Raw genomic sequence first — 23348 nt, 5'->3', positions numbered from 1 at the left:
CCTCCCTAGATAGATAGTTACTGTGCTTGAATATAGCCTGGCTAGTAAATCGACGGAGGAGGACCCGTGGTGACCGAGAGAGTCGTCCTGCTGGACGACGACGGCAGGCCCGTCGGCACGGAGCTCAAACGCCTCGTGCACTCCACGAGCACACCCCTGCACCTGGCGTTCTCCTGCCACGTGCTCGACGCCGCCGGGCAGGTGCTGGTCACCCGGCGCGCGCTCGGCAAGCTCACCTGGCCCGGCGTCTGGACCAACTCGTTCTGCGGCCACCCGCAGCCGGACGAGCCCCACGAGGACGCGATCGCACGGCGCGCTCAGGACGAGCTCGGCCTCACCGTCCGCGACGTCCGCGTGGTGCTACCGCACTTCCGGTACCGCGCCACGGACGCGTCCGGGATCGTCGAGAACGAGGTGTGCCCCGTCTACCTCGCGGTCACCGACCAGGCGCCCCGCCCCCACCCGGACGAGGTCATGGAGACCCGCTGGACGGACCCCGCCGGCCTCGGCGACGCGCTGCGGGCGGCACCCTGGGCCTTCTCGCCGTGGTTCGTGCTCCAGGCCGGGCAGATGCCGCTGTACACGCCGTCCGCCCCGGAGGCACCGCGATGACCGGGACCCTCGCCCGCGACGCCGTCGACGCCGTCGACGTGGTCCTGGCGGAGCTGTTCGAGGACCGCGTGCGCCGCGCCGCCCGGCACGGCGAGCAGTACGCCCTGCTGTGGCGGCGGCTCGCCCGGTCCGCCGAGGGCGGCAAGCGACTGCGCCCCCGGCTGCTGCTCGACACCCACCGCGCCTTCGGCGACCCGCACCCGCAGGACGCCGCCGTGGCGGGCGCCGCCTTCGAGCTGCTCCACACCGCCCTGCTGCTGCACGACGACGTGCTGGACCAGGACCGGAGCCGGCGAGGCCGCCTCAACCTGACCGGCGAGTTCACGCAGGACGCGCAGGCCGACCTTCCGCCGCGCACCGCGGACGCCTGGGGCGAGGCCTCGGGCATCCTCGGCGGTGACCTGCTGCTCAGCGCCGCCCACGCCCTCCTGGCCCGCGTGCGCCCCGCGGCGTACGAGGCACTGAGCGCCCTCGTCGACGAGTGCCTGTTCCGCGCCGCGGCCGGCGAGCACGCGGACGTCGCGTTCGCGCTGGGCACCGTCCCGGCCACGCCCGAGGGCCTGGTGCGCATGATGGAGGACAAGACCGGCGGCTACTCCTTCGCCGCCCCGCTGCGGGCCGGCGCGGCGCTCGCGGACGCCGGCGAGCAGGCCGACGCGGAGCTGGAACGCGTGGGCACTGCCCTGGGCGTGCTCTACCAGCTCCGGGACGACCTGCTCGGTGTCTTCGGCGACGCCCGCCGGACCGGCAAGAGCACCACGGGCGACCTGCGCGAGGGCAAGCGGACGCTGCTCGTGGCGTTCGCCGAGGGGCACCCGGCCTGGACCGCGGTGCGCCACCGCTGGGGCGCCCCGGACCTCGACGCGGACGACGCCGACGCCCTGCGGGCCGCGCTGGTCGCCAGCGGTGCCCGGGACGCCACCGAGCGGCTGGTCGAGAGCCGGCGCCGGGAGGTCGTCGACCTGATCGGCGGCACGGCGCTGCCGACCGCGCTGCGGCACCACCTGACCGACCTCGCCGACCGGATCGTGGACCGCGACTCATGAGACCGTCCTCCTCGCTCGCCCTCTACTCCGACACCGCGCACGCGGCCGCGGCTCACGTGCTGCCCGCCTACTCGACGTCGTTCAGCCTGGCCACGCGGCTGCTGCCGCCCACCACGCGCGCCATGATCGAGGACGTCTACGCGCTGGTGCGCGTAGCCGACGAGATCGTGGACGGCCCCGCGCACGAGGCGGGGCTCGCGCCCGCCCAGTGCCGGGCCACGCTGGACGCCCTGGAGGCCGAGACCTGCACGGCCCTGCACACCGGGTTCAGCGCGAACGTGGTGGTGCACGCCTTCGCGGCGACCGCCCGCACCGTCGGCATCGACGAGACGCTGCTGCGGCCCTTCTTCGCCTCGATGCGCCGCGACCTGGACCCCGTGGCCGCCCTCAGCGAGCACGAGTACCGCACCTACGTGCACGGCTCGGCCGAGGTGGTCGGCCTCATGTGCCTGCGTGCCTTCCTGCACGGCACACCCGTCACCCCCGCGGTGCGCGCACGGCTGGAGGAGGGGGCCCGCCGGCTCGGCGCGGCCTTCCAGAAGATCAACTTCCTGCGCGACCTCGGCGACGACCAGGACCGCCTGGGCCGGACCTACTTTCCCGGGGTACCCGAGGTGTTCGACGACGCGAGCAAGGCCGCCGTCGTGGCCGACATCGACGCGGACCTGGCCGCCGCCCGCGCCGTCATCCCGTTGCTGCCGCCGGGCCCGCGGAGGGCGACGGCGCTGGCCGCGGGCCTGTTCGGCGAGCTCAACGAACGGCTGCGGAACACTCCCGCCGCGGGGCTGCGGACCCGTCGGGTCTCGGTGCCGCCCGCGGTGAAGCTGCGCATCGTGGCGACCGTCCTGGCCGGCGCGCAGGCGGGAGCCCGCGCATGAGCCGCACGGACGGCCGGCGCGTCGTGGTGGTCGGTGGCGGCATCTCCGGGCTGGCCACCGCGGCCCTGCTGGCCCGCGAGGGCGCGTCCGTCACGCTGCTGGAGGCGCGCGACGAGCTCGGCGGCCGGGCCGGACGGTGGGAGCGCGACGGCTTCCGGTTCGACACCGGGCCGTCCTGGTACCTCATGCCGGAGGTCTTCGACCACTTCTTCCGCCTCATGGGCACCACCGCCCGCGACGAGCTCGACCTCGTGCGGCTCGACCCGTCCTACCGGGTCTGGTTCGAGGGCGAGGCCGAACCCTTCGACCTGCCCGCGGACGGCGCCCGCGAGGCGCTGCTGGCCCTCGACCCGGCGTCCGCGCCGCGACTCGGGGCCTACCTCGACTCCGCGGGCGAGACCTACCGGATCGCCACCGAACGGTTCCTGTATGCGACGTACGCCTCGCTGCGGCCGCTGCTGGACCAGGACCTCGTCCAGCGCTCCCCGCGGCTGATGCGCCTGCTCGCCGAACCGCTGGACCACTTCATCGGCCGGCACACCGCCGACCACCGCGTGCGCCGCGTGCTCGGCTACCCCGCGGTCTTCCTCGGCACGTCGCCCACCGCGGCACCGAGCATGTACCACCTGATGAGCCACCTCGACGTGACCCAGGGCGTGCTGTACCCGCGGGGCGGGTTCGGCGCGGTGATCGACGCCGTCGCCCGGCTGGCCGAGCGCGCGGGCGCCAAGCTGCTCACCGGGCGCCGCGTCGATCGGATCACGGTGGCCGACGGGGCCGCGTCCGGCGTCGAGGTCGCCGACGGCACGGGCGGCACCTACCACCTGGCCGCCGACGTCGTGGTGTCGACGGCGGACCTGCACGTCACCGAGCGCCGCCTGCTCGACCCGGCGCACCGCAGCCGCAGCGACCGCTGGTGGCGGCACCGCGACCCGGGGCCCGGCGCGGTGCTGGCGCTGCTCGGCGTGCGCGGCGAGCTGCCCCGCCTGGCCCACCACACGCTCCTGTTCGCCCGCGACTGGCAGCAGGGCTTCGAGGCGATCTTCGGGGACTCGCCACGGGTGCCCTCGCCGGCGTCGCTGTACGTGTGCCGCCCGAGTGCCACCGACGACGTGGCCCCGCCGGGGCACGAGAACCTGTTCGTGCTGGTGCCCGCACCGGCGGACACCACGATCGGCGCCGGCGGCGTGGACGGGTCCGGCGACGTGGGCGTGGAACGCGTCGTGGACCAGGCGATCGCCCAGATCGCGTCGTGGACGGGCACGCCCGACCTCGCCGAGCGCGTGGTGCTGCGGCGCACCATCGGGCCCGCCGACTTCGAGCGGGACTTCGGCGCCTGGCGCGGCGGCGCGCTCGGCCCCGGCCACACGTTGCGCCAGAGCGCGGTGTTCCGGGGTCCGAACGCGTCCCCGCGGGTGGCGAACCTGCTGTACGCGGGCGCCACCACCATCCCCGGGATCGGCCTGCCCATGTGCCTGATCAGCGCGGAGCTCGTGGTCAAGCGCCTGCGCGGGGACACCAGCGCGGGACCGCTGGAGGTGCCGTGAGCCTCGCCTACCTCGTCGCCCTGCTCGTGTCCGCGGCCGGAGTGCTGGCGGTCGACCGGCGGTTCGGCCTCTTCCTCTGGCGGGACCCGTTGCGCGCCGCCGCCGTCCTCGTCCTGGGTACGGCGTTCTTCCTGGCCTGGGACCTGACGGGCATCGCCCTGGGCGTGTTCCTCCACGGCCCGGGGCCCTACCAGACCGGCATCCTGCTCGCCCCGCAGCTCCCCCTGGAGGAGCTCGTGTTCCTCGCGTTCCTGTGCGAGCTGACCATGGTGCTCGTGCTCGGCGCCCAGCGGCTCCTGACCCGGACGGAGCGCACCCGATGACCTACGTGCTGCTCGCCGCCGGCTTCCTGGTCCTGGCCGCCGCGGTCGCCGTCGTGGCCCGCCGCGCGGGTGCCCCCGCCGCCGGATGGCGTGCGCTCGCGCTCGCCGCGGGTGCGCTGCTGGTGCTCACCGCCGTGTTCGACGCCGCGATGATCGCCGCCGGACTGTTCACCTACGCGGGCGAGCACGTCTCCGGCCTGCGGATCGGGCTCGTGCCGGTCGAGGACTTCTCCTACCCGCTGGCCGCCGTGGTGCTGCTGCCCGCCCTGTGGTCGCTGCTGGGAGGTGGCCGTGCTCGCTGACCTGGTGCGCGCCTCGCGCCCCCTGAGCTGGATCAACACCGCCTACCCCTTCGCCGCGGCCTACCTGCTGACCGCCGGCCGGGTGGACGCCGCCCTGGTCGTGGGCACCGTGTTCTTCCTCGTGCCGTACAACCTGGCGCTGTACGGGATCAACGACGTCTTCGACTACGCCTCCGACCTCACCAACCCGCGCAAGGGCGGCGTCGAGGGAGCGCTCCTGACCCCGCGCCGGCACCGGCCCGTGCTGGTGGCCTCCGTCGTGAGCTGCGCGCCGTTCGTCGCGGCCCTGGTGCTGCTCGGCCCGCCGGCCTCCTGGGCGACGCTCGCCGTCAGCCTCTTCGCCCTGGTGGCCTACTCCGCCCCGCCGTTCCGGTTCAAGGAGGTGCCCGTGCTGGACTCGCTCACCTCCAGCGTGCACTTCGTGAGCCCGGCGGTCTACGGCCTCGCGCTGGCCGGCGCCGCCCCCACCGCCGGGACGCTCGCGGTGCTCGGCGCGTTCCTGCTGTGGGGCATGGCGAGCCACGCCTTCGGGGCGGTGCAGGACGTCGTCCCCGACCGCGCGGCCGGCATCGCCTCCGTGGCGACGGCGCTGGGCGCGGCCCGCACGGTGCGCCTGGCCCTGCTGGCCTGGTGCGCTGCCGGCGTGCTGGTCGCGACGGTCGGCCTGCCCGGCGCGCTGGCCGGGCTGCTGGTGCTCCCCTACCTCGCCCTGGCACTCCCCTACGCGCGGGTGGGCGACGAGGACTCCGCCCGGGCGAACGGCGGCTGGCGGCACTTCCTGTGGGTCAACTACGCCGTCGGCACCGCCGTGACCATGATCCTCATCGGCTACGCCCTCCGGGACGGAGTGTTCTCGTGACCAAGGAACCGCACACCTTCTCCGGCGTCGTGGGGCACCCACGACCCGAGGTCTTCGCCTGGCACCAGCGACCGGGGGCCATCGAGCGCCTCACGCCCCCGTGGCAGCCCGTGCGCGTGCTGCGGGAGGCGACGTCCCTGGCCGACGGCGAGGCCGTGCTCGGCCTGCCGCTCGGCCTGCGCTGGGTGGCCCGGCACTCGGCGTACGACCCGCCGCGGCGGTTCGTGGACGAGCTGGTCTCGCCGCCCCTGAGCTGGGCCGTGCGGTGGCGCCACACGCACGACTTCCGCGACGAGGGGGCGCGCACCCGCGTCACGGACGCCGTGGACACCGACGTACCCGAGACTCTGCTGCGCCCGATGTTCGCCTACCGGCACCGGCAGCTCGGGCTGGACCTGGCGGCGCAGGCCACGGCCCGGGAGGCGGGCGACCGGCCGCTGGTCGTCGCGATGACGGGTAGCCACGGCCTCGTGGGCAGCGCCCTCACCCCGTTCCTCACCACCGCGGGCCACCGGGTGGTCCGGCTCGTGCGCGGCACCCCGCACGGCCCGGACGAACGGCACTGGGACCCGCGCACTCCCGCCGAGGACCTGCTGCGCGGCGTGGACGCCGTGGTCCACCTGGCCGGCGCGTCGATCGCCGGCCGGTTCACGGCCGAGCACCGCGCCGCCGTCCGCGACTCCCGGATCGGCCCCACGCGCGCCCTGGCGGAGCTGGCCGCGCGCACCACGGACGGGCCGTCCGTGCTGGTGACCGCCTCCGCGATCGGGTACTACGGTGCCGACCGCGGCGACGAGGAGCTCACCGAGGGCAGCCCGCGGGGCGACGGCTTCCTCGCCGACGTGGTCGCCGACTGGGAGCAGGCCGCCGCGAGCGCCGCCGGCGACGGCCTGCGGGTGGTCAGCGTGCGCACCGGGCTGGTGCAGTCCCCGCGCGGCGGCACGCTGCGCCTGTACCGCCCGCTGTTCGCGTCCGGGCTGGGCGGCCGGCTGGGTGACGGGCGGGCCTGGCGGTCCTGGATCGGCATCGACGACCTGGTGGACGTCTACCACCGTGCCCTGTACGACGTCGCGCTGTCCGGGCCGGTCAACGCCGTCGCGCCGCACCCGGTGCGCGACGACGCCTACGCCGCCACCCTCGCGCGGGTGCTGCGGCGGCCCGCCCTGGTGCCCGTGCCCGGCGCGGGACCCCGCCTGCTGCTGGGCCGGCAGGGCGCGGCCGAGCTCGCGGAGGCGAGCCAGCAGGTCTACCCCGCCGCCCTGCTCGCGGCGGGCCACCGGTTCCGGCACCCGCTGCTGGAGCCCGCCCTGCGGCACCTGCTGGGCCGGGTCGAGCAGGACTGACGGCTCAGCGGGCCGTGACGGCCGGTTCCGGGGACCGTGCGTCCACGAGCCGGTAGGGCGCCGCCCGCCCGGAGAGCCCGCGCCGTCCGGCACTGAACGGGACCGCGACCACCAGCACCGTGGCGACCAGCGAGCTGAGGCCGTCCGCCCAGGTGAGCCCGCTGACGTCGAGCATCGTGGCGGCGTCGGCGAGGGTCTGCAGCAGGCCCCAGAGCGCTCCCCCGGCGAGCCCGCGCCGCAGGCGGGCCCCGGCCCCGAGCCGCGCGGCGCCGTCGGGCCCAGGTGGGACGACGGCGAGCCAGACGGTGCGCTGGCCCAGCGACTCGCCCCCGCCGGTGACCAGCGGCAGGCCGAAGACGAGCACCCAGGCCAGCACGCTGGTGCCCAGCCACAGCAGGGGCGTGTCCGCCGGGACGGTGCCCACCGTGAGGTAGGACGCCAGGCCCCAGCCCATGGCCAGGACGCCGCCCAGCACGCTGTACGCGGCGGCGTCGACCAGCATGCCGAGCCAGCGCCGCCAGACCGTCACGGGTCGCGGTTCGCCGCGGGTGGCGGCCAGGGCGCGCGCCCCGGGCATCCAGCGCAGCACCCAGGGCGCCACGAGCGCCCCGAGCACGCCGCCGAGGGTGTTGGTGAGCAGGTCGTCGACGTCGGCCAGGCGGTAGGAGCAGGGGACGACGCCGAAGATGCCGGTGTACTGCACCGTCTCGATGAGCAGGGACGCCGCCAGCGCGGACGCCGCCGAGGCGAGCAGTCCCCAGCCCAGGTAGCGGCGCACCAGGACGCCCCAGGGCACGAACAGGACGACGTTGAGGACGCCCTGCAGCACCGAGATGTCCCGGACCGCCGCACCGAGGGACATGCCGGCCGTGCGCTCGCGGACGTCGGCGACGATCTGGAGCGGGCGGAGCTGGGCGCCGTCGTACCCGTACTGGGCGCACCATGCGGCCAGGTCGCCGCTGGGCAGGGGGAGCAGGGTGTAGGCCAGCAGCGCGGTGCCGTAGACCGCGAGCGCCGCGGCGCCGACGAGCCGGACCAGGTTGATGGCCCCGTACCGCCGTACCTGGACCACGAGGATCGGCACGAGGAGGGCGACGAAGAGGCCGGTCCCGAGGAGTACGCCCACTCGGGCCGGCCAGGTCCACACGTCGGTCACCCGGTCACGCTACGGGCCGGGACTTGCTCGCGCTCGCGCAGTGGCGTAACTTCGTCCGTACTTTCTTGTCCTAACAATTACGCCGCCATCGCGGGCGGCGTACGAACGAGAGGTTCGCCATGGATGCCGGGCACTCACCGAAGTCACCCGTCCCCCTCTACGACTGGATGAACAGGATCCCGGGCGGGCTGATGCTCGTGCCGCTCGTGCTCGGCTCGGTCGTGGGCACCTTCTTCCCGGGCTTCCTGGAGCTCGGCTCCTTCACGACCGCCCTGTTCAAGGACTCGGCGCTGCCGCTCATCGCGGTGCTCATCTTCGCCACGGGCATGCAGATCACGGCCCGCACGTCGGGCCCCGTGCTGGCCGCGACGGGCACGCTGCTGCTGACCAAGTCCCTGATCCCGGCGGCGCTGGTGGCGCTCGCCGGTCACTTCTTCGGGATCGAGGGCTTCCTCGGGGTGTCGATCCTGGCGCTCATGGCCACGGTCGACAACAGCAACGGCGGCCTCTGGCTCGCGTTCACCGGCAAGTACGGTGACGAGCGGGACCGCGGCGCCTACATGGCCTCGGCCCTGAACGACGGCCCGTTCATCTCGATGCTGTTCCTCGGTGCCTCCGGCCTGGCGGACATCCCCCTGACGGCGTTCCTCGCCGCGATCATCCCGCTGCTGCTCGGCTTCGTGGTCGGCAACCTCGACCCGCGCTGGACCGAGATCATGCGGCCGGTGCCGAACATCGTGATCCCGTTCTTCGCGTTCGCCCTGGGCACCGGGATCGACCTGCGCGACGTGGTGACCGGCGGTGCGAGCGGCATCCTCGTGGGCGTCTTCGCGGTGCTGCTGACCGCCGCCCTGACCTACGCGGGCTACCGGTTCATCCTGCGGCGCGGGGTGCGGTCCGGCATCGCCATCGCCTCCGCGACCACGGCCGGCAACGCCGTCGCCACGCCCGCGATCATCGGTGGCGTGGACCCGTCGTTCGAGCCGTACGTGGCGGTCGCCACGGCGCAGGTCGCCTCGGCCGTCCTGGTCAGCGCGATCCTCGCCCCGCTCCTGGCCACCATCGTGCTCAAGCGCCAGGGCGGCCTCGCCCCGGCGGACGACGCCGAGCCCGTGGCGGTCCCGGCCGGCGACGGGCACGGCGAGGGGCGGGGCACCGCATGAGCCAGGACACCGTCGGGGTCGTCGCTGACGACCTCACCGGAGCGGGCGACTGCGTGGTGCAGTTCGCCCGCGCCGGGTGGCGCAGCCACCTCGTGCTGGGCACCCGGCCGCCCGCGGGCGAGCGGACGGCGGTCGCCGTCGTCACCGACGCCCGCCCCCTCGACGACGACGCCGCCGCCCGCGCGACCGCCGGTGCCGTGCGCGGGCTGGTGTCCGCCGGGGCCGGCCGGCTCTACGTGAAGATCGACTCGACGATGCGCGGCAGCGTGACCGGGCAGGTCGCCGGCGCGCTGACCGCGTGGCGCGCCCAGCACCCGGCGGCGTTCGCCGTCGTCTGCCCGAGCTATCCCGCGCTGGGACGCACCGTGCGTGAGGGCGTGCTGCTCGTGGACGGCACGCCCGTCGCCGGGACGGCGGCCGGGCGCGACCCGGTCACGCCGGTCCGCGAGAGCGACCTGACCAGGCTCCTGCCCGGTGCCGTCCGGGTGCCGTCCGACGGCGACGCGAAGGACCTCGCCGTCCGCCTGGCCGACGCCGGCCGGGACGGGGGCACCGTGGTCGTGGACGCCACCGAGGACGCGGACCTGGGCGCGCTGGCCGAGGCGGTCGCGCTGCTCGGGCCGCTGGCGGTGCCCGTCGGCTCGGCGGGCCTCGCGGCGGCGCTCGCCCCGCGCTGGGGCGACGGCACCGCGGCACCCGAACCGCCCCGGACCGGCGCCGAGCGGGTGCTGGTGGTGCTCAGCTCGCTGCACGAGGTGTCCCTGCGGCAGGCGGACGAGCTGGTCCGCGCCGAACCGGGCACGCAGGTGCACACCGCGGACGCCGACCCGCGCACGGCGGCGCCCGGGGTCGGCCAGCCCCGCACGGTCCTGGTCCGGACCCCGGAACCCACCGGCACCGGCCGCGAGCACGCCGCCCGGGCGGCGCACGCCCTGGCCGAGCTCACCGCCGCCGTCGCGACCAGCTCCCGCCCCGACGCCCTCGTCCTCATGGGCGGCGACGGAGCCCGCGCCGTCCTCGCCCGGCTCGGTGCCCGCAGCGTGCGGGTCGTCGGCTCGGTGGCCGAGGGCGTACCGCTCGGGCACATCGAGGGCGGACCCCTCGACGGCACCGCGGTCGTGACCAAGGCCGGTGGTTTCGGCACCGCCCGGACCGTCGTCGACGTCCTCGAGAACCTGAGATCGTACTCTTCCCACCAGGAGGTAAACCCTTGAGCATCCCCACCCTCGCCGTCACCCTGGGCGACGTCGCCGGCATCGGCCCGGAGATCACCGCCAAGGCCCTGCTCGGCCACGACGACCTGCGGGCGCGCTGCGTCCCGGTGGTCGTGGGCGACGCCGACGCGATGCGCCGTGCCGTCTCGGCCATCGGCGGCGACCCGGCCGCGGTGCACGTCATCGCCACCCCGGCCGAGGCCACCAACGCGCCGGGCACCATCGAGCTGCTCCAGACCGGCCCGTCGCTCGGCGACGTGCCCCTCGGGGAGCTCAGCCCCGCGGCCGGCGACGGCGCCTACCGGTTCGTCGTCGAGGCGTGCCGCCTGGCCCGCGAGGGCCTGGTCGACGGCATCGTCACCCCGCCGCTGAACAAGGCCGCGATGCACGCCGGTGGGCACAAGTGGCCCGGACACACCGAGCTGCTCGCGCACGAGTTCGGCGTCAAGAACTTCAGCCTCGTGCTCTCCGCGGGCGACCTCTACTTCTTCCACCTGACCACGCACGTGTCGCTGCGGCAGGCGATCGACGACGTGACGCCCGAGCGCACCCGCGACGTGCTCGACCTGGCCGGCGCGTTCACCGCCGCCCTGGGCCGCCCGGACGAGCCCATCGGGCTGGCCGGCCTGAACCCGCACGCCGGCGAGAACCGGCTGTTCGGCGACGAGGACGCCGACGTGCTGGCGCCCGCGGTCGAGGCCGCCCGGGCCCGGGGCATCAACGCCCACGGCCCGCTCCCGGCCGACGCGCTCATCCCCGCCGCCGTCAAGGGGAAGTGGAACATGGTGGTCGCCTGCTACCACGACCAGGGCCACGCCCCGTTCAAGGCCGTGTACGGCGACGACGGCGTGAACATCACCGTGGGCCTGCCCGTCGTGCGCGTCTCGGTGGACCACGGCACGGCGTTCGACATCGCCGGCCAGGGCATCGCCCGCGAGGCCAGCCTCGTGCTGGCGATCGAGCGGGCCGCCGAGCTCGCGCCCGGCTGGGACCACGTCTGGCAGACGGCGCAGAAGAGCGCGAGCTGACCATGACCCTCCCCGGCCCCGACGGCACGCCCCTGCACCGGCGGCTCGCGGGCGAGCTGCGCGCCCAGATCCTGGGCCGCGCGCTCGCACCCGGCGCCCACGTGCCCACCGAGGCCGAGCTCCAGGAACGCTACGGCGTCTCGCGCTCCGTGGTGCGCCAGGCGCTGGCCTCGCTGGAGCAGGAGGGGCTGGTGGAGCGCCGCCGCGGGCGCGGCACCACCGTCCGGGAGCGCGGGGAGCTGCACCGCCTGGTGCAGCGCGTCCCGGGTCTCTCCACCCAGGTGGAGGACGGCGGGGTGCACGTCAGCACCCAGGTCCTGGAGCTCGGCCCCGAGCCGGCCTCCGAGGCCACCGGCGTGCTCGGCTCTCCCACCGTGCTGCGGATGCGCCGCCTGCGCAGCACCGACGGCGAGCCGCTGGCCGTCATCGAGACCTGGCTGCCCGCCGAGTTCGGGGACCTGAGCGCCGAGGAGCTGACCGACGCCTCCCTGCACGCGACCATCCAGCGCCGGTTCGGCACGCGCGTCGTGGCCGGGCAGCGCCAGGTTCGCGCCGTCGGGGCCGACACCGACACCGCCGAGGCCCTCCGGGTCCCGGTCGGCGCGCCGGTGCTCCTCCTGGAGGGGACCAGCACCGACGGGTCCGCCCGGGCCGTCGAGGTGTTCCGCACCTGGCACCGGGCCGACCGGGTGGTGTTCGACATCGCGGTGATCAGCGAGCCCGACATCCCGGGGCCCGGCACCCTGCCCGCCCCGGCCGGCCGGCCCGCGCCGGCGGGCGGCACGCCGGACCTCCGCGCCCGGCTCGACGCCCTGGGTCGCGAGATGCTGGACCTCGCGCGGGAGCTGGCGCTCGACGATCAGGCGACGCGGGACTGACCGCGCGGCTCCACGAGCCTCCGGGTCTCCTGGGCCACCGTCGTCCAGCACGCGGGCGGCAGGTCGTGCCCGATCCCGTCGAGCAGCACCAGCTTGGCGCCCGGGACCGCCCGCGCCACGGCACGTGCGGCGGACGTCCGGATCAGCGGGTCGTCCTCGCCGTGCAGCACGAGCGTCGGCACGGCGACGTCACGCAGCGCAGGCCCGCGCCACCGCGCCCGGAGCTGGCGACCCAGCGCGCGCGTGTCCCGCGGGCCCCGCTCCAGACCCCGCTCGATCCGGTCCCGGGCCGCGGTCTCGTCGCACGGGTTGGCGGGTGAGGCCATGCTCTTCGCCACCGCGAGCGACGCGGCGACGTCGCCCTCCCGCCCCGGCGGGAACCGCCGGGTCACCATCCGGGCGAGCAGCCCGGGACGCACGTACCGCAGCGCGGCGTACCCCTCGGCGTCGCTGGGCGGGGCGTCGCACGACACCAGGGCGAGGACCCGCCCGGGATGACGCAGCGCCAACCGCTGCGCCGCGATGCCGCCCAGCGAGTGCCCGAGCACGACCGCCCGGTCCATGCCGACGGCGTCGAGCACGGCGGCGGCGTCGTCCACGACGTCCTCCGCGGTGTACGGCGCGGGCTCGCCGGCGAACAGCCCGCTCCACGGGCCCCTCCGGCGGGGGGTGCCGAACCGGGTGGACTCCCCCGCGTCCCGCTGGTCGTAGCGGACCACGTCGAACCCCTGGTCGGCGAACGCCCGGCAGAGCCCGTCCGGCCACCAGAACCGGGAGATGGCCAGGCCCATCATGAGCAGGAGGGGCACGTCGCCGCCCTGCCCGAACCGGTCGTAGGCGAGCTCGACCTCGCCGTTGCGGGCGAAGGTCGTCGGTGTCCAGGTGTCGAGGTCGGTCACCTCAGCCATTGTCGCGCCCGCCGAGACGGACCGCCCGCGGTCAGTGCGTCAGCTTGAGCCCGATGACGCAGCCGATGAGCCCGGCGATGAGCAGCACCCGGACCACGGAGACGGGTTCGGCGCCGGTGACCATCGCCCAGACGACGGTGGTGGCCGCGCCGATGCCCACCCAGACGGCGTACGCGGTGCCCACCGGCAGCTCCCGCAGCGCGAACGCGAGCCCGCCCATGCTCGCGACGAGCGCGAGGCCGAAGACGATGGTGGGGCCGACGTGGCTGAACCCTTCGGAGCGGCTCAGCGCGGTGGCCCAGACGGCCTCGAGGAGACCGGAGACGACGAGGACGATCCAGGACATGGTGTGCTCCTTCGATGCCGTCTTGTCGCACACCGGGTACGGCAACCCTCGTCCGGGAACCCTCTGGGGCTCTGCCGCCATGTTCGCACACCCGGTGCCGGTGCGGGTGGTGGCGCTGCTCACCACGGGGGCTGCTGGTTGACTGTCCGCATGACGGCGACACGGCAGGTGAGCCAGGTGCTGGACGGCCCGCACGGGCTGCGGATCGGTGTCGCCCTCCTGGTGGGCGTGCTGCTCGGCGGGCTGCTCGCGTGGGACTCCGCGGTCGCCGCCGTGCTCGGCGGCTGGGCCGGGGCGGGCCTCGTGTTCGTGGGCTGGACCGTGCTGGTGATCGTGCCGATGGACCCCGCCGCGACCAGCGAGCACGCCGTGCGCGAGGAGCCGACCCGGACCATCGCGAACCTGATCGTGCTGCTTGCCGCCGTCGCGAGCCTGGGCGGCGTGGCGGTGGCGCTCGTGGGCGGCGGGCTCGGCGAGGGCACCGTCACCATGGGCGCCGTGCTGGCCGCCGTCGTGGTCTCGTGGGCCTGCGTGCACACCGTCTTCGCGCTGCACTACGCCCGCGCCTACTACTCCGAGCCCGCGGGCGGCATCGACTTCCACCAGAGCGAGCCGCCCCGGTACACCGACTTCACCTACCTGGCGGTCACCGTCGGGATGAGCTTCGCGGTCTCGGACACCGACCTGGCCTCGTCGGGGATGCGCCGCATCGCCCAGGTGCACGCGCTGCTGGCCTACTTGTTCGGCACCGTGGTGGTGGCGCTGCTGATCAACCTCGTCGCGGGTCTGGCGAACGCCTGAGCACGGCCGGGCGGGCGGCTCCGAACGGTGTCCCGGGAAGGTGCCCCGCCCAGCTGTGTTGCCGACGGTAGACGTTGTCTACGCTGCGCAACACACCTGCGCCTACCTCTGTTGCCCCGGACCCTCCGTCGGCCGCAGCGCTCCCCGGAGCCGCGCTCATCGGCCACGGCCGGGAGCCTACGATCACCCACCCACGCTCCGGCTGCCCACCGGCGCCCCGAGCCGGCGCACCACCGCCGACACCGCGTCGCGTCCCGCCCGGTTGGCGCCGACGGTGGACTGCGACGGCCCGAAGCCGATGAGGTGGACCCGTGGCTCGGCCGCCACCTGCGTGCCCTCCAGGGCGATGCCGCCCAGCTCGCCCCGCAGCCCGAGCGGGTCCAGGTGCGTCAGGTCGGCCTTGAACCCGGTGGCCCACAGGATGGTGTCGACGGGCGTGAACGAACCGTCCGCCTCCCGCACGCCCATCGGCTCGATCGCCGTGAACATGGGGCGGCGCTCCAGGGCCCCGCGCGCCTTGGCGGCCACCGCGTACGGCGTCCAGATCAACCCCGTGTACGACACGACGCTGCCGGTGGGCCGGCCCGCGGCGACGTCGGCCATGACCTTGGCGATCGTCTCGCGGCCCACCGTCTCGGGGGTGAACTCACCGTCCCGGAACACCGGCTCCCGCCGGGTGTACCAGCGCGTGGTGGCCACGCGGGAGATCTCCTCCAGGAGCTGGATCGCCGAGATCCCGCCCCCCACCACGGCCACCCGCTGCCCCGCGAAGTCCTCGGCCCGCACGTAGTCGCGGGTGTGGAGCTGGCGCCCGACGAACGTGTCCTGCCCCGGGTAGCGCGGCAGCACCGGGTTGGTCCACGTGCCGGTCGCGTTGATGACGAACCGCGTGGTCCAGGACCCGCGGTCGGTCGTCACCACCAGGTCGCCGTCGGGGTCGTCGTCCGCCCGGTGCACCGCCACGACCTGGACCGGCCGCAGGACCGGCAGGTCGAACGCCCGCTCGTAGCCGGCGAAGTAGCGCGGGACGGCGTCCCGGCTGGCCTCGCTGCTGTCCACGGCGGGCTGGGCCAGCCCGGGCAGGTCGAAGATGCCGTTGACGGTCGCCATCCGCAGCGACTCCCAGCGGTGCTGCCACGCACCGCCCGGTGCCGGGTTGGCGTCCAGGACCACGTACGTGCGCTCGCCGTCCGGCTGGTCCAGCACGCTCGCGAAGCCCCGGCGCTGCAGGTGGTACGCCGCCGACAGCCCGGCCTGCCCGCCCCCGACCACCACCACGGTCACCCGTCTCGTCTCGCCCACACCAGCCCCAACACCGCTCCCGGGCAGATGTTCCGGCGAGCCACCCGATGTGACCGATCAGGCGGGCGCCGGCGTGGTGATGCGGCGCACCGCCTCCGTCACCGTGTCCGGGCGGGGCGCCTCGGTGTCCAGGGCACGGTGGATCGTCAGGCCCTCGATCAGCGCGTCGAGCATGCGCGCGGTGACCGGGTCGAAGTGCCGTTCCAGGGCCGCCCGGGAGCGTGCCATCCACGCGTTGGTCAGCTCCCGGTAGGCGGGTTCGCGGGACGCGAGCGTGTAGAGCTCGTGGGTCAGCACGAGGTCACGCTGGGTGCCGAAGACGTCCCGCGTGATGATCGCGACCACGGCCGCCCGGGCGCTCGGCAGGTCGGTGGCAGCGCTCATCCGCTGCTCGAACCCGTCGCTGACGCTCCGCGCGAACCGGCCGAACGCCTCGCGCAGCAGCTCGTCCATGCCGGTGAAGTGGTAGGTCATCGAGCCGAGCGGCACGTCCGCCGCGGCCGCCACCTTGCGGTGCGAGACGCCGGCGACGCCCACCTCCGCGACCAGGTCCAGGCAGGCGTCGATGATGTGGTCCCTGCGGCCGGGGTCGTGCCGTCGTCCCGTCATCTCGCGGCCGGGCCCGGTCAGATCTCGCGGACGACGCGGGCCGGGTTCCCCACGGCGACGACGTTCGCCGGCAGGTCCCGCGTCACGACCGCCCCCGCGCCCACCACGGTGTTGTCCCCGATGGACACGCCGGGGCACACGACGACGCCGCCGCCGAGCCAGACGTTGTCGCCGATCGTGATCGGCAGCGCGGCCTCCAGCTTGTCGCGGCGCGGGCCCGGCTCCACCGGATGGGTGGGCGTCAGGAGCTGGACTCCCGGGCCGATCTGGCAGTCTGCGCCGATGGTGATGGGCGCGACGTCCAGCGCGGTCAGGTTGTAGTTGGCGAAGGTGCGCGGGCCGATGTGGATGTTCTCGCCGTAGTCCACGAACAGGGGCGGCTTCACGAAGGCCTCCTCCCCCAGGGTGCCGAGCAGCTCGGCGAGCAGGCCGCGGGCACCGGCGTCGTCCGCCACCACGGCGCGGTGGTAGGCGTCCGCGAGCGCCACGGCGCGCCGGGCGCGGCGCTCGATCTCGGGGTCGTCGGCGATGTAGAGGTCCCCGGCGACCATGCGTTCGTGGTTGGTCCGCGGGTCGCCCGCGAAGTAGTCGTGAGCCATGGGCACAGCGTACCCACCGATGTGTACGATCGTACGCATCGCGGGGTACGCTCGTGCGCATGTCTCTTGCCCCGGGCGACCGTCCAGAGCTCGCCGTCCGCCGCGCCCGTGCCGCCGTCGGCGCCCTGTTCCTGACCAACGGCGCCCTGTACGCCAACCTGGTGCCCCGTCTGCCGGAGATCAAGGCAGCGCTCGACCTCGACAACGCCTCCTACGGCCTGGCCGTCGCCGCCTTCCCGGCCGGGGCGATCGCCTCGGGTCTCGCGGCGGGCTGGATGGTGCGCCGGTTCGGCTCGGCGCGCGTCGCCGTGGTCGGCACCATCCTGACGGGCACGGGCACGCTGGCGGCGGGGCTCTCGCCGACGTTCGCGCTCCTGGTGGCCGCGCTGTTCCTCGGCGGGGCGTCGGACTCGGTCACGGACGTCGCGCAGAACAGTCACGGGCTGCGCGTGCAGCGCCGGTACGGGCGGTCGATCATCAACGGCTTCCACGCCGTGTGGTCCATCGGCGCCGTGCTGGGCGGGTCCATGGCCGCCGCGGCCATCGCGGCCGGCCTGCCGCTGGACGTGCATCTCGGCATCTCGCTGGCGATCTTCGCCGTGGTGGCGCTCGTGGCGTTCCGGTTCCGCCTGCGGGGCGCCGACGACGACGCGGCCGACGACGCGCACGGTCCCGCGGGCGCCGGTGCGCGCGGCGTCGGCCTGAGCGTGCGCACCGTGGCGATCCTCGCGGCGCTCGTCCTCATCGGCATCGGCGGCGCCCTCGTGGAGGACGCGGGCAGCTCCTGGGCGACCCTCTACCTCTCCTCCGGGCTCGGTGCCCCGGCAGCGCTGGCCGCCACCGGGTACGTGGCACTGGTGGGCGCCCAGACCGTGGGGCGGCTGCTGGGCGACCGGCTCGTCGACCGGTTCGGGCAGCGCACCGTCGCCTGCGCCGGCGGCGTCGTCATCGCGCTGGGCATGGGGCTGGCGCTGGCCTGGCCCACGGTGCCGGGCACGATCGCGGGGTTCGCCGCCGCGGGTCTCGGCTGCGCGACGCTCATCCCCGCCGCCATGCACGAGGCCGACGAGCTGCCCGGCCTGCGCCCCGGCACCGGCCTGACCATCGTGTCCTGGCTGCTGCGGCTCGGCTTCCTGCTCTCCCCGCCGCTGGTCGGCCTGGTCGCCGACGCCGTCGGGCTGCGCACCGGCCTGCTCGTGGTGCCGGTCGCGGGTGTGCTGGTCGCGGTCCTGTCCCCGGTCCTGGCTCGCCGGATGCCCCGCCGCTGACGACAGCCGCACCGGTGTGGGTGGTGAGGGCTAGGGTCGGGTCATGCCAGCGAGACCACAGGCACCGGCGCTGAGCCCGGCGGCGACGCGTGTCTTCCAGCAGCTCGTCATGTCCGGAGACGCCTCGCGCACCGCCCTGGCCGGTGACACCGGCCTGACCCCGGGTGCCATCACCCGCGCCGTGCGGCCGCTGCTGGAGGCGGGCCTGCTGGACGAGTCGGGCGACCGGGTGTCCAGCGAGGGCGCCCTGGGTCGGCCCGCCACGATGGTGACGGTGCGGGCGGGGGCGCACCAGGTGATCGGCGTCAAGGTCACGGCCGACCAGATGTTCGGCGTCGTGGCCGACCTGCGCTGCCAGGTGCTGGCCGAGGTCACGGTGCCCGTCCCCGACCTGCGCCCCGAGGCGGTCGTCGACCAGGTCGCGGAGCTCGCCACGCGGCTGCGGGAGGGCCGGCCCGAGGTGGGCGGCATCGGCCTGGCGGTCTCGGGCGACGTCGACGCCGCGACGGGCCACGTGGCCTACTCACCGTTCCTGGGCTGGCGCGACGTGTCCCTCGGGGAGCAGGTGGCCCGCCGCACGGGGCTGACCACCACGGTGGAGAACGACGTGCGCGCGCTGCTCACGGGTGAGCGCTGGTACGGCGTGGGCCGGGGCCTGTCCTCGCTCGCGCTCGTCACGGTCGGCACCGGCATCGGGTGCGCGCTGCTGGTCAACGGTCAGGTGGTGCACGGCAGCTTCGGCGTGGCCGGCGAGGTGGGGCACGTGCTCGTGGACCCCGAGGGTCCGCTGTGCCACTGCGGCAACCGCGGGTGCGTCGAGGCGATCGCAGGATCCGCGGCCATCCTGTCCCGCGTGGCCGACGCCGGGCTGCGCGCGGCGAGCGTCGGCGAGGTCGCGGAGCTCGCGCGCGCCGGCCAGCCCGACGCCGTCCGCGTGCTCACCGACGCCGGCCGCGCCATCGGCACCGGCATCGCCACGATCGCGAACCTGCTGGGCGCCCAGCACATCCTCATCACGGGCGAGGCCCTCGGCAGCGACTACGACGTCATGGACCCCCACGTGCGTCAGGCGTTCGAGGAGCGCGCCTTCGGGTCGGCGGCGAAGTCGGGCATCGAGCTGCGTCCGCTGCGGTTCGTGGACTGGGCGCGCGGCGCGGCGGCGTGCTCCGTCGAGCACTTCGTGACGCACTTCGGGCGGTCGTGACAGGCCCTCAGTGCCGGTGCTCCGAGGCCTCGACCGGCGTGGCGCCCGGTCGGCCCCACTGCGGCACGGGGCGCCGGGTCGGCCCCCAGGTGGCGTTGCCGTCGGCGTCGGCGGCCCAGTACCAGCACGACTCCCGGCCCTGCGGCCATCCGTCCGGCACGTCCTCCCAGGCCTCGCCCCGGCCGTACGGCGTCATGTCGAGCAGCCCGAAGATGCCCGCGGCGGGCTCGTTGCCACGGCCCGTGGTCCGGTAGGTGAGGTACACGTGGTCGCCGTCGCGCAGGAAGCACGCGATGTGCCCCATGTCGACGCCGATCGGCGCCTCCAGGCCGCGGACCGAGTACCAGGGCTCGGTGTAGCCCATGAACTCGAGGAACGGGGCGACCTCCGCCCAGGGCCCCTCGGTCAGCATCGCGAACGAGACACCGCGCGCCGCCAGGTAGGGGGCCGACCGCTGGATGTGCCAGGCGTTGACGGTGCAGCCCGGGCACTGACCGGCGACGGGCTCGCCGTCGTGCCACATGTGCTGGTAGACCACGAGCTCGTCGCGCCCCTGGAACAGGTCGACGAACGGCACGGCGCCGTCCGCCCCGACCACCCGGGCCGTCCCGTCGACCTGGGTCATCGGCAGCCGGCGGCGGGCGGCGGCGAGCGCGTCGCCCGCGCGGGTGTGGGCCTTCTCCTGCTCCAGCAGCTCGTCGCGCGCCGCCTGCCACGCGGCCCGGTCGACGACCCGCGGGCGGGCGGGCCTGGTGACGGTGGGGTTCTCGGTCATGTCGGGCTCCTGTCTCGTTCCTGCGTCACCCTGACCGACGACGAGCCCGTGCCGGACTCATCGGCCCCCGACCCGGAGGTCCTCACCGGTACGCGCCAGGTGTCCGGCCAGCGACGCCGGGCGCGGCAGCGGCTCGTTCGCCCCGGACGCGCGGAACGCCTCGACGGCCAGGGCCGCGAAGCGGCGCGCCGCCACGACGGTGCGGGCCGACGGCGTCGCGGCCAGCCCCCGGCCCGCCAGCAGGACGAGCACGAGGTCGTCGAGCACGAAGTCGGCACGCAGCTGCCCGGAGGCCTGGGCTCGCCGCGCCAGTCCCCCGAGCATCGCCAGCATCTCGGTGCGGTGCTCGGTGAACGCGTCGGCCCGCGGGTACTCCCCCATGAAGGCGTCGACGAACCCCTGGTTCCCGACGTTCAGCACGCTGATCCGCTCGACCACCGAGGTCAGCCCGCGCCACGGGTCGGGGTCGGCGCTGCCCTCGGCCACGATGCTGCGGCACGCTCGCAGCTCGTCCGCGAACACCGCCTCCAGGAGCACCTGCCGTGCCGGGAACCGGCGGTACAGGGTGGCGGGCCCGACGCCGGCGCGGCGGGCGACCTGCCGCATGGTCACCTCGAGCCCGTGCTCGGCGTACAGCGACCGGGCGGCCGCCAGGATCCTGTCGCGGTTGTCCTGAGCGTCGGAACGCAGCTTGTGGGGCACTGTCTCAGCCATGTCTCTCACTTTCTCCAACCGGACGCAGGCGTCCGTTAGCGTCGCCACGGTAGCGCAACGAGCAAGGAGTGAACGATGCGAGCAGTACGGATCGAACGGTTCGGCGACGCGAGCGGCATGGCGGTCGGCGAGGCCCCGGAGCCCGTCCCCGGACCCGGTCAGATGGCCGTGACGATCGAGGCGATCGGCGTGGGCGGTGTCGACGCCGTCATCCGGCGGGGAACGATCGGCAGCATGGGCTTCGAGCCCGGCCTGATCCCCGGCAGCGAGGTGGCGGGCACGGTCACGGCCGTCGGCGCCGGGGTCGACGACTCCTGGGTGGGCCGCCGCGTCTGGGCGTTCACCGGCCTGGGCGGCGGCTACGCCGAGCAGGCGGTGGCGGCGGTGGACGACGTGACCCCGCTGCCCGCGGGCCTCTCGCCCGTCGACGCGGTGACGCTGGGGAGCTCGGGGCCGGTGGCGCACTTCGCGCTGGCGCACGCACACCTCGCGCCCGGGGAGTCGGTGCTCGTGCGGGGTGCGGCCGGGAGCATCGGCGTCGCGGCCGTGGAGCTCGCCGTCCAGGGCGGGGCGAGCGCGGTGGCGGTGACGACGTCGTCGGCCGATCGGGGTGAGCGGCTGCGGGGGTTCGGCGCCACCCATGTGCTCGACCGGTCCGGCGCGGGCCCGGACTCCCCCGCCGCCTACGACGTGATCGTGGACATCGTCGGCGGCCCGGACATCCCGGAGTTCATCGACCGGCTCGCACCGAACGGACGGATGGTCGTGGTCGGTGCGATCGCCGGCATGCCACCCGCCGACTTCGGGGAGCGGCTGATCGGCTCGTTCCGGCGCTCGCTCTCGTTCGCGACGTTCAGCCTGGACACCGTGCCGGTGCCGGCCCGGAACGCCGTCCGGGCGGAGCAGCTCGCCGCGGCGGCCCGCGGTGACCTGCACGCGGTGGTGCACGACGTGCTGCCGCTGGACCAGGCCTCGACGGCGCACCAGCTCATGGACGACGGGGTGGTGTTCGGGAGAGTGGTGCTGGTGCCGTGACGGGCGGGCCCGTCCGGATCAGTTCACCGCCAGGGGCACGACCACCACGGTTACCGCAGGACGACGAGAACCACACCGAGGACGATCCAGGTGCCCACCATCAGCCAACGGCCCCTGCGGGGGCTGGTGGCTGGCTCACCTGGGTGAGGGTGGCGCGCGGTGCACGACAGCCCGCCGCGCCGCCTCCGCCACGATCAGGTCCGCGGTCTCCTCGGGCGTCTGGTCACCCGAGTCCAGCCACCAGCCCAGGCCGCCCAGCTCGCGACGCTGGTTGCGCGCCAGGGGCGTGACGTCGTAGTCCACACGGGTCTCTACGGCGCGGGTCGCGTTCCGGTGACGAGCCACCTCCAACGGCGGGCACAGCACCACCAGCATCAGCGGCCGGGCATGCAGGCGTCCGGCGATGAAGTCGAGCTCCTCCCGGGTCTCGACCACGGAGTCGGCGACCGGAGTGAAGCCTGCCGCGGCGAAGTTGTCCGCCACAGAGCACAGGTTCACCATCCGGAGGCGGAGCTGCCGCTGCCCCTCCGGCCCGGGATTCCAGCGGCCGTGCTCGTCGAGCATGTTCGCCCGGCCACTCATGAGCATCAGGCCGAACACGTCGCCGTCCACCTGCGCGGCACGCGGCAGCCGCTCGGCCACGAGCCGGGACACGGTCGTCTTGCCCGCGCCGGGGGTGCCGGTGATCAGCAGGCAGCCCGGCAGGGTCTCGTGATGAGCCATGCCACCAGCGTGGCAGCACGGCTCAAGCTGATTGTGCGGTGAACAGGGTCCGGTCGTGTGCCCAGGAGAGATCGGCCCGAGAGGCTGTCCGCCCCTTGGGGCTCTTCGATCCTCTTCTCGTTCGGCCGGCGCTGGTTCGGCTGCCGGTGGTGGGTTGCTTGCTTGGTCGGTAGGCGATCGCGCCGTGGTGGTGGGTGGTGTGGCATCCGATCGTGTAGCGGCTGCGGGGGATGCGGCCGGGTGCTGGGCCGGTCATGCCGACCGCGGGAGTCCAGCCCGGGCGCGCGCCACCGCCACCCGCCGTGGAGGGGGCGTTGGCCGGGGTGGTACCTGCGGTCGGGACCGCCGGGACGGCTGTGCCGGCCGTGCCGGTCAGGACGGTCGGTGACGGATCGTGGACCGGCCCCTGACCGCCGCGATCCCGCACACTGTCCGGGGCCGGCGCGTCCGTGAATGCCCCAGTACTGGCCGAGCCCGCCCGGTCGGCGCGCAGGGGTGTTGGTGGCATGGGTGCCACCGAGAGGTGCGTGTGTCCGGTCGGGGTGGTGGTCTCCACGGCGTGGCGTCCGTCGTGCTGGGTGGTCTTCTGCACCCAGCCGGGTGCCTGCTTGGCATGGTTACACCGCGCGCACAGGCCTTGCCCGTTGTCCAGGCTCGTCTCACCACCCTCAATGTGGGGGGTGATGTGGTCCAGGTGCCGGATCGGCGCATCACA

The 23348-nt window shown here is 74.9% G+C and carries 26 protein-coding genes and 1 riboswitch; of the genes, 16 read left to right on the top strand and 10 right to left on the bottom strand.

Annotated features, from left to right (window positions below):
• The first annotated feature begins 66 nt into the window (after positions 1-66).
• From idi to ACIG47_RS15355, 8 genes are read left to right on the top strand one after another with little or no spacing between them, the layout of a single operon-like run.
• Entirely contained in the window at positions 67-612 is a 546-nt protein-coding gene (gene idi / locus ACIG47_RS15390) for an isopentenyl-diphosphate Delta-isomerase (RefSeq protein ID WP_397431825.1), read from the top strand.
• Positions 609-1658 carry a polyprenyl synthetase family protein gene (locus tag ACIG47_RS15385; protein ID WP_397431824.1) on the top strand — a complete coding sequence of 350 codons (1050 nt, stop codon included), beginning with the start codon at positions 609-611 and terminating at the stop codon, positions 1656-1658. Before idi ends, ACIG47_RS15385 begins: the two co-directional genes overlap by 4 nt.
• Positions 1655-2536, top strand: a complete 882-nt coding sequence (locus ACIG47_RS15380; RefSeq protein WP_397431822.1) for a phytoene/squalene synthase family protein — start codon at positions 1655-1657, stop codon at positions 2534-2536. Before ACIG47_RS15385 ends, ACIG47_RS15380 begins: the two co-directional genes overlap by 4 nt.
• Positions 2533-4083 carry a phytoene desaturase family protein gene (gene crtI, locus ACIG47_RS15375; RefSeq protein WP_397431820.1) on the top strand — a complete coding sequence of 517 codons (1551 nt, stop codon included), beginning with the start codon at positions 2533-2535 and terminating at the stop codon, positions 4081-4083. Before ACIG47_RS15380 ends, crtI begins: the two co-directional genes overlap by 4 nt.
• Positions 4080-4406, top strand: coding sequence for a lycopene cyclase domain-containing protein (locus ACIG47_RS15370; protein WP_397431819.1), 327 nt, complete (start codon positions 4080-4082; stop codon positions 4404-4406). Before crtI ends, ACIG47_RS15370 begins: the two co-directional genes overlap by 4 nt.
• Positions 4403-4708: a lycopene cyclase domain-containing protein gene (locus tag ACIG47_RS15365; protein WP_397431818.1), complete on the top strand. Its 306-nt coding sequence runs from the start codon at positions 4403-4405 to the stop codon at positions 4706-4708. The genes ACIG47_RS15370 and ACIG47_RS15365 overlap by 4 nt, the downstream gene beginning before the upstream one ends.
• Positions 4698-5567, top strand: a complete 870-nt coding sequence (locus tag ACIG47_RS15360) for a prenyltransferase (RefSeq protein WP_397431817.1) — start codon at positions 4698-4700, stop codon at positions 5565-5567. Before ACIG47_RS15365 ends, ACIG47_RS15360 begins: the two co-directional genes overlap by 11 nt.
• Entirely contained in the window at positions 5564-6910 is a 1347-nt protein-coding gene (locus ACIG47_RS15355; RefSeq protein WP_397431815.1) for a TIGR01777 family oxidoreductase, read from the top strand. Before ACIG47_RS15360 ends, ACIG47_RS15355 begins: the two co-directional genes overlap by 4 nt.
• 4 nt (positions 6911-6914) lie before the next feature.
• Here ACIG47_RS15355 and ACIG47_RS15350 read toward each other — a convergent pair whose 3' ends face one another.
• Complete coding sequence (locus ACIG47_RS15350) at positions 6915-8066, bottom strand: VanZ family protein (RefSeq protein ID WP_397431814.1); 1152 nt, start codon at positions 8064-8066, stop codon at positions 6915-6917.
• A gap of 167 nt (positions 8067-8233) precedes the next feature.
• Here ACIG47_RS15350 and ACIG47_RS15345 point away from each other — a divergent pair, with 167 nt between their 5' ends.
• Genes ACIG47_RS15345 through ACIG47_RS15330 form a run of 4 tightly spaced genes read left to right on the top strand, consistent with a single transcriptional unit; the run spans position 8234 to position 12349 of the window.
• Positions 8234-9229: a 2-keto-3-deoxygluconate permease gene (locus ACIG47_RS15345; protein ID WP_397410877.1), complete on the top strand. Its 996-nt coding sequence runs from the start codon at positions 8234-8236 to the stop codon at positions 9227-9229.
• Positions 9226-10443, top strand: coding sequence for a four-carbon acid sugar kinase family protein (locus ACIG47_RS15340; protein WP_397431813.1), 1218 nt, complete (start codon positions 9226-9228; stop codon positions 10441-10443). The genes ACIG47_RS15345 and ACIG47_RS15340 overlap by 4 nt, the downstream gene beginning before the upstream one ends.
• Positions 10440-11471 (top strand): 4-hydroxythreonine-4-phosphate dehydrogenase PdxA, encoded by a 1032-nt coding sequence (gene pdxA / locus ACIG47_RS15335; RefSeq protein WP_397431812.1) that lies wholly within the window; start codon positions 10440-10442, stop codon positions 11469-11471. Before ACIG47_RS15340 ends, pdxA begins: the two co-directional genes overlap by 4 nt.
• Positions 11472-11473: 2 nt before the next feature.
• Positions 11474-12349, top strand: a complete 876-nt coding sequence (locus ACIG47_RS15330) for a GntR family transcriptional regulator (protein WP_397431811.1) — start codon at positions 11474-11476, stop codon at positions 12347-12349.
• On the opposite strand, the gene ACIG47_RS15325 is transcribed toward ACIG47_RS15330, so the two are convergent.
• Both ACIG47_RS15325 and ACIG47_RS15320 read right to left on the bottom strand, forming a co-directional pair.
• Complete coding sequence (locus ACIG47_RS15325; protein WP_397431810.1) at positions 12331-13248, bottom strand: alpha/beta fold hydrolase; 918 nt, start codon at positions 13246-13248, stop codon at positions 12331-12333. The two genes, ACIG47_RS15330 and ACIG47_RS15325, sit on opposite strands and share 19 nt — an antisense overlap.
• A 40-nt stretch (positions 13249-13288) precedes the next feature.
• Positions 13289-13603: a DMT family transporter gene (locus ACIG47_RS15320; protein ID WP_397410887.1), complete on the bottom strand. Its 315-nt coding sequence runs from the start codon at positions 13601-13603 to the stop codon at positions 13289-13291.
• Between the two features lie 11 nt (positions 13604-13614).
• Positions 13615-13678, bottom strand: a riboswitch (guanidine-III (ykkC-III) riboswitch).
• A gap of 75 nt (positions 13679-13753) precedes the next feature.
• Between ACIG47_RS15320 and ACIG47_RS15315 the strand changes: the two genes are divergently transcribed.
• Positions 13754-14404, top strand: a complete 651-nt coding sequence (locus ACIG47_RS15315) for a DUF1345 domain-containing protein (protein ID WP_397431808.1) — start codon at positions 13754-13756, stop codon at positions 14402-14404.
• Positions 14405-14587: 183 nt separating this feature from the next.
• Here the strand turns inward: ACIG47_RS15315 and ACIG47_RS15310 are convergent, their stop codons facing one another.
• From ACIG47_RS15310 to ACIG47_RS15300, 3 genes are read right to left on the bottom strand one after another with little or no spacing between them, the layout of a single operon-like run.
• Entirely contained in the window at positions 14588-15706 is a 1119-nt protein-coding gene (locus tag ACIG47_RS15310) for an NAD(P)-binding domain-containing protein (protein ID WP_397431806.1), read from the bottom strand.
• A gap of 57 nt (positions 15707-15763) precedes the next feature.
• Positions 15764-16315: a TetR/AcrR family transcriptional regulator gene (locus ACIG47_RS15305; protein WP_397410893.1), complete on the bottom strand. Its 552-nt coding sequence runs from the start codon at positions 16313-16315 to the stop codon at positions 15764-15766.
• A gap of 17 nt (positions 16316-16332) precedes the next feature.
• The gene (locus ACIG47_RS15300) at positions 16333-16914 is read right to left on the bottom strand and encodes a sugar O-acetyltransferase (RefSeq protein WP_397431805.1); all 582 of its coding nucleotides are present in this window, start codon (positions 16912-16914) and stop codon (positions 16333-16335) included.
• 59 nt (positions 16915-16973) lie between these two features.
• On the opposite strand from ACIG47_RS15300, the gene ACIG47_RS15295 reads away from it, so the two are divergent.
• On the top strand, positions 16974-18182 hold the full coding sequence (locus tag ACIG47_RS15295; protein ID WP_397431804.1) for an MFS transporter: 1209 nt from the start codon (positions 16974-16976) through the stop codon (positions 18180-18182).
• A 43-nt stretch (positions 18183-18225) separates the two neighbouring features.
• Positions 18226-19386 carry an ROK family protein gene (locus tag ACIG47_RS15290; protein WP_397431802.1) on the top strand — a complete coding sequence of 387 codons (1161 nt, stop codon included), beginning with the start codon at positions 18226-18228 and terminating at the stop codon, positions 19384-19386.
• 7 nt (positions 19387-19393) lie between these two features.
• Here the strand turns inward: ACIG47_RS15290 and ACIG47_RS15285 are convergent, their stop codons facing one another.
• A complete protein-coding gene (locus tag ACIG47_RS15285; protein ID WP_397431801.1) occupies positions 19394-20161 on the bottom strand; it encodes a DUF899 family protein in 768 nt (255 codons plus the stop codon).
• Between the two features lie 57 nt (positions 20162-20218).
• A complete protein-coding gene (locus ACIG47_RS15280) occupies positions 20219-20875 on the bottom strand; it encodes a TetR/AcrR family transcriptional regulator (protein ID WP_397431799.1) in 657 nt (218 codons plus the stop codon).
• 75 nt (positions 20876-20950) lie between these two features.
• Here ACIG47_RS15280 and ACIG47_RS15275 point away from each other — a divergent pair, with 75 nt between their 5' ends.
• Complete coding sequence (locus ACIG47_RS15275; RefSeq protein WP_397431798.1) at positions 20951-21910, top strand: zinc-binding dehydrogenase; 960 nt, start codon at positions 20951-20953, stop codon at positions 21908-21910.
• 135 nt (positions 21911-22045) lie between these two features.
• Here the strand turns inward: ACIG47_RS15275 and ACIG47_RS15270 are convergent, their stop codons facing one another.
• The gene (locus tag ACIG47_RS15270) at positions 22046-22633 is read right to left on the bottom strand and encodes an AAA family ATPase (RefSeq protein WP_397431796.1); all 588 of its coding nucleotides are present in this window, start codon (positions 22631-22633) and stop codon (positions 22046-22048) included.
• Between the two features lie 22 nt (positions 22634-22655).
• Positions 22656-23348: HNH endonuclease (locus ACIG47_RS15265; protein ID WP_397431794.1), on the bottom strand; the 693-nt coding region annotated here is incomplete at its 5' end.

The organism is Promicromonospora sp. NPDC052451, assembly GCF_044547525.1.
Taxonomy (GTDB): Bacteria; Actinomycetota; Actinomycetes; order Actinomycetales; family Cellulomonadaceae; genus Promicromonospora.
The sequence above is the reverse complement of the archived record's forward strand: the minus strand, read 5'-3'. Positions and strand labels throughout refer to the sequence as shown.

What these genes read in the sequence shown, in the direction of transcription:
- ACIG47_RS15385 (WP_397431824.1), top strand. Translation starts at nt 609, where the DNA reads ATGACCGGGACCCTCGCCCGCGACGCCGTCGACGCCGTCGACGTGGTC.
- ACIG47_RS15380 (WP_397431822.1), top strand. Translation starts at nt 1,655, where the DNA reads ATGAGACCGTCCTCCTCGCTCGCCCTCTACTCCGACACCGCGCACGCG.
- crtI (WP_397431820.1), top strand. Translation starts at nt 2,533, where the DNA reads ATGAGCCGCACGGACGGCCGGCGCGTCGTGGTGGTCGGTGGCGGCATC.
- ACIG47_RS15365 (WP_397431818.1), top strand. Translation starts at nt 4,403, where the DNA reads ATGACCTACGTGCTGCTCGCCGCCGGCTTCCTGGTCCTGGCCGCCGCG.
- ACIG47_RS15345 (WP_397410877.1), top strand. Translation starts at nt 8,234, where the DNA reads ATGAACAGGATCCCGGGCGGGCTGATGCTCGTGCCGCTCGTGCTCGGC.
- ACIG47_RS15340 (WP_397431813.1), top strand. Translation starts at nt 9,226, where the DNA reads ATGAGCCAGGACACCGTCGGGGTCGTCGCTGACGACCTCACCGGAGCG.
- ACIG47_RS15330 (WP_397431811.1), top strand. Translation starts at nt 11,474, where the DNA reads ATGACCCTCCCCGGCCCCGACGGCACGCCCCTGCACCGGCGGCTCGCG.
- ACIG47_RS15320 (WP_397410887.1), bottom strand. Translation starts at nt 13,603, where the DNA reads ATGTCCTGGATCGTCCTCGTCGTCTCCGGTCTCCTCGAGGCCGTCTGG.
- ACIG47_RS15315 (WP_397431808.1), top strand. Translation starts at nt 13,754, where the DNA reads ATGACGGCGACACGGCAGGTGAGCCAGGTGCTGGACGGCCCGCACGGG.
- ACIG47_RS15305 (WP_397410893.1), bottom strand. Translation starts at nt 16,315, where the DNA reads ATGACGGGACGACGGCACGACCCCGGCCGCAGGGACCACATCATCGAC.
- ACIG47_RS15300 (WP_397431805.1), bottom strand. Translation starts at nt 16,914, where the DNA reads ATGGCTCACGACTACTTCGCGGGCGACCCGCGGACCAACCACGAACGC.
- ACIG47_RS15295 (WP_397431804.1), top strand. Translation starts at nt 16,974, where the DNA reads ATGTCTCTTGCCCCGGGCGACCGTCCAGAGCTCGCCGTCCGCCGCGCC.
- ACIG47_RS15290 (WP_397431802.1), top strand. Translation starts at nt 18,226, where the DNA reads ATGCCAGCGAGACCACAGGCACCGGCGCTGAGCCCGGCGGCGACGCGT.
- ACIG47_RS15285 (WP_397431801.1), bottom strand. Translation starts at nt 20,161, where the DNA reads ATGACCGAGAACCCCACCGTCACCAGGCCCGCCCGCCCGCGGGTCGTC.
- ACIG47_RS15280 (WP_397431799.1), bottom strand. Translation starts at nt 20,875, where the DNA reads ATGGCTGAGACAGTGCCCCACAAGCTGCGTTCCGACGCTCAGGACAAC.
- ACIG47_RS15275 (WP_397431798.1), top strand. Translation starts at nt 20,951, where the DNA reads ATGCGAGCAGTACGGATCGAACGGTTCGGCGACGCGAGCGGCATGGCG.
- ACIG47_RS15270 (WP_397431796.1), bottom strand. Translation starts at nt 22,633, where the DNA reads ATGGCTCATCACGAGACCCTGCCGGGCTGCCTGCTGATCACCGGCACC.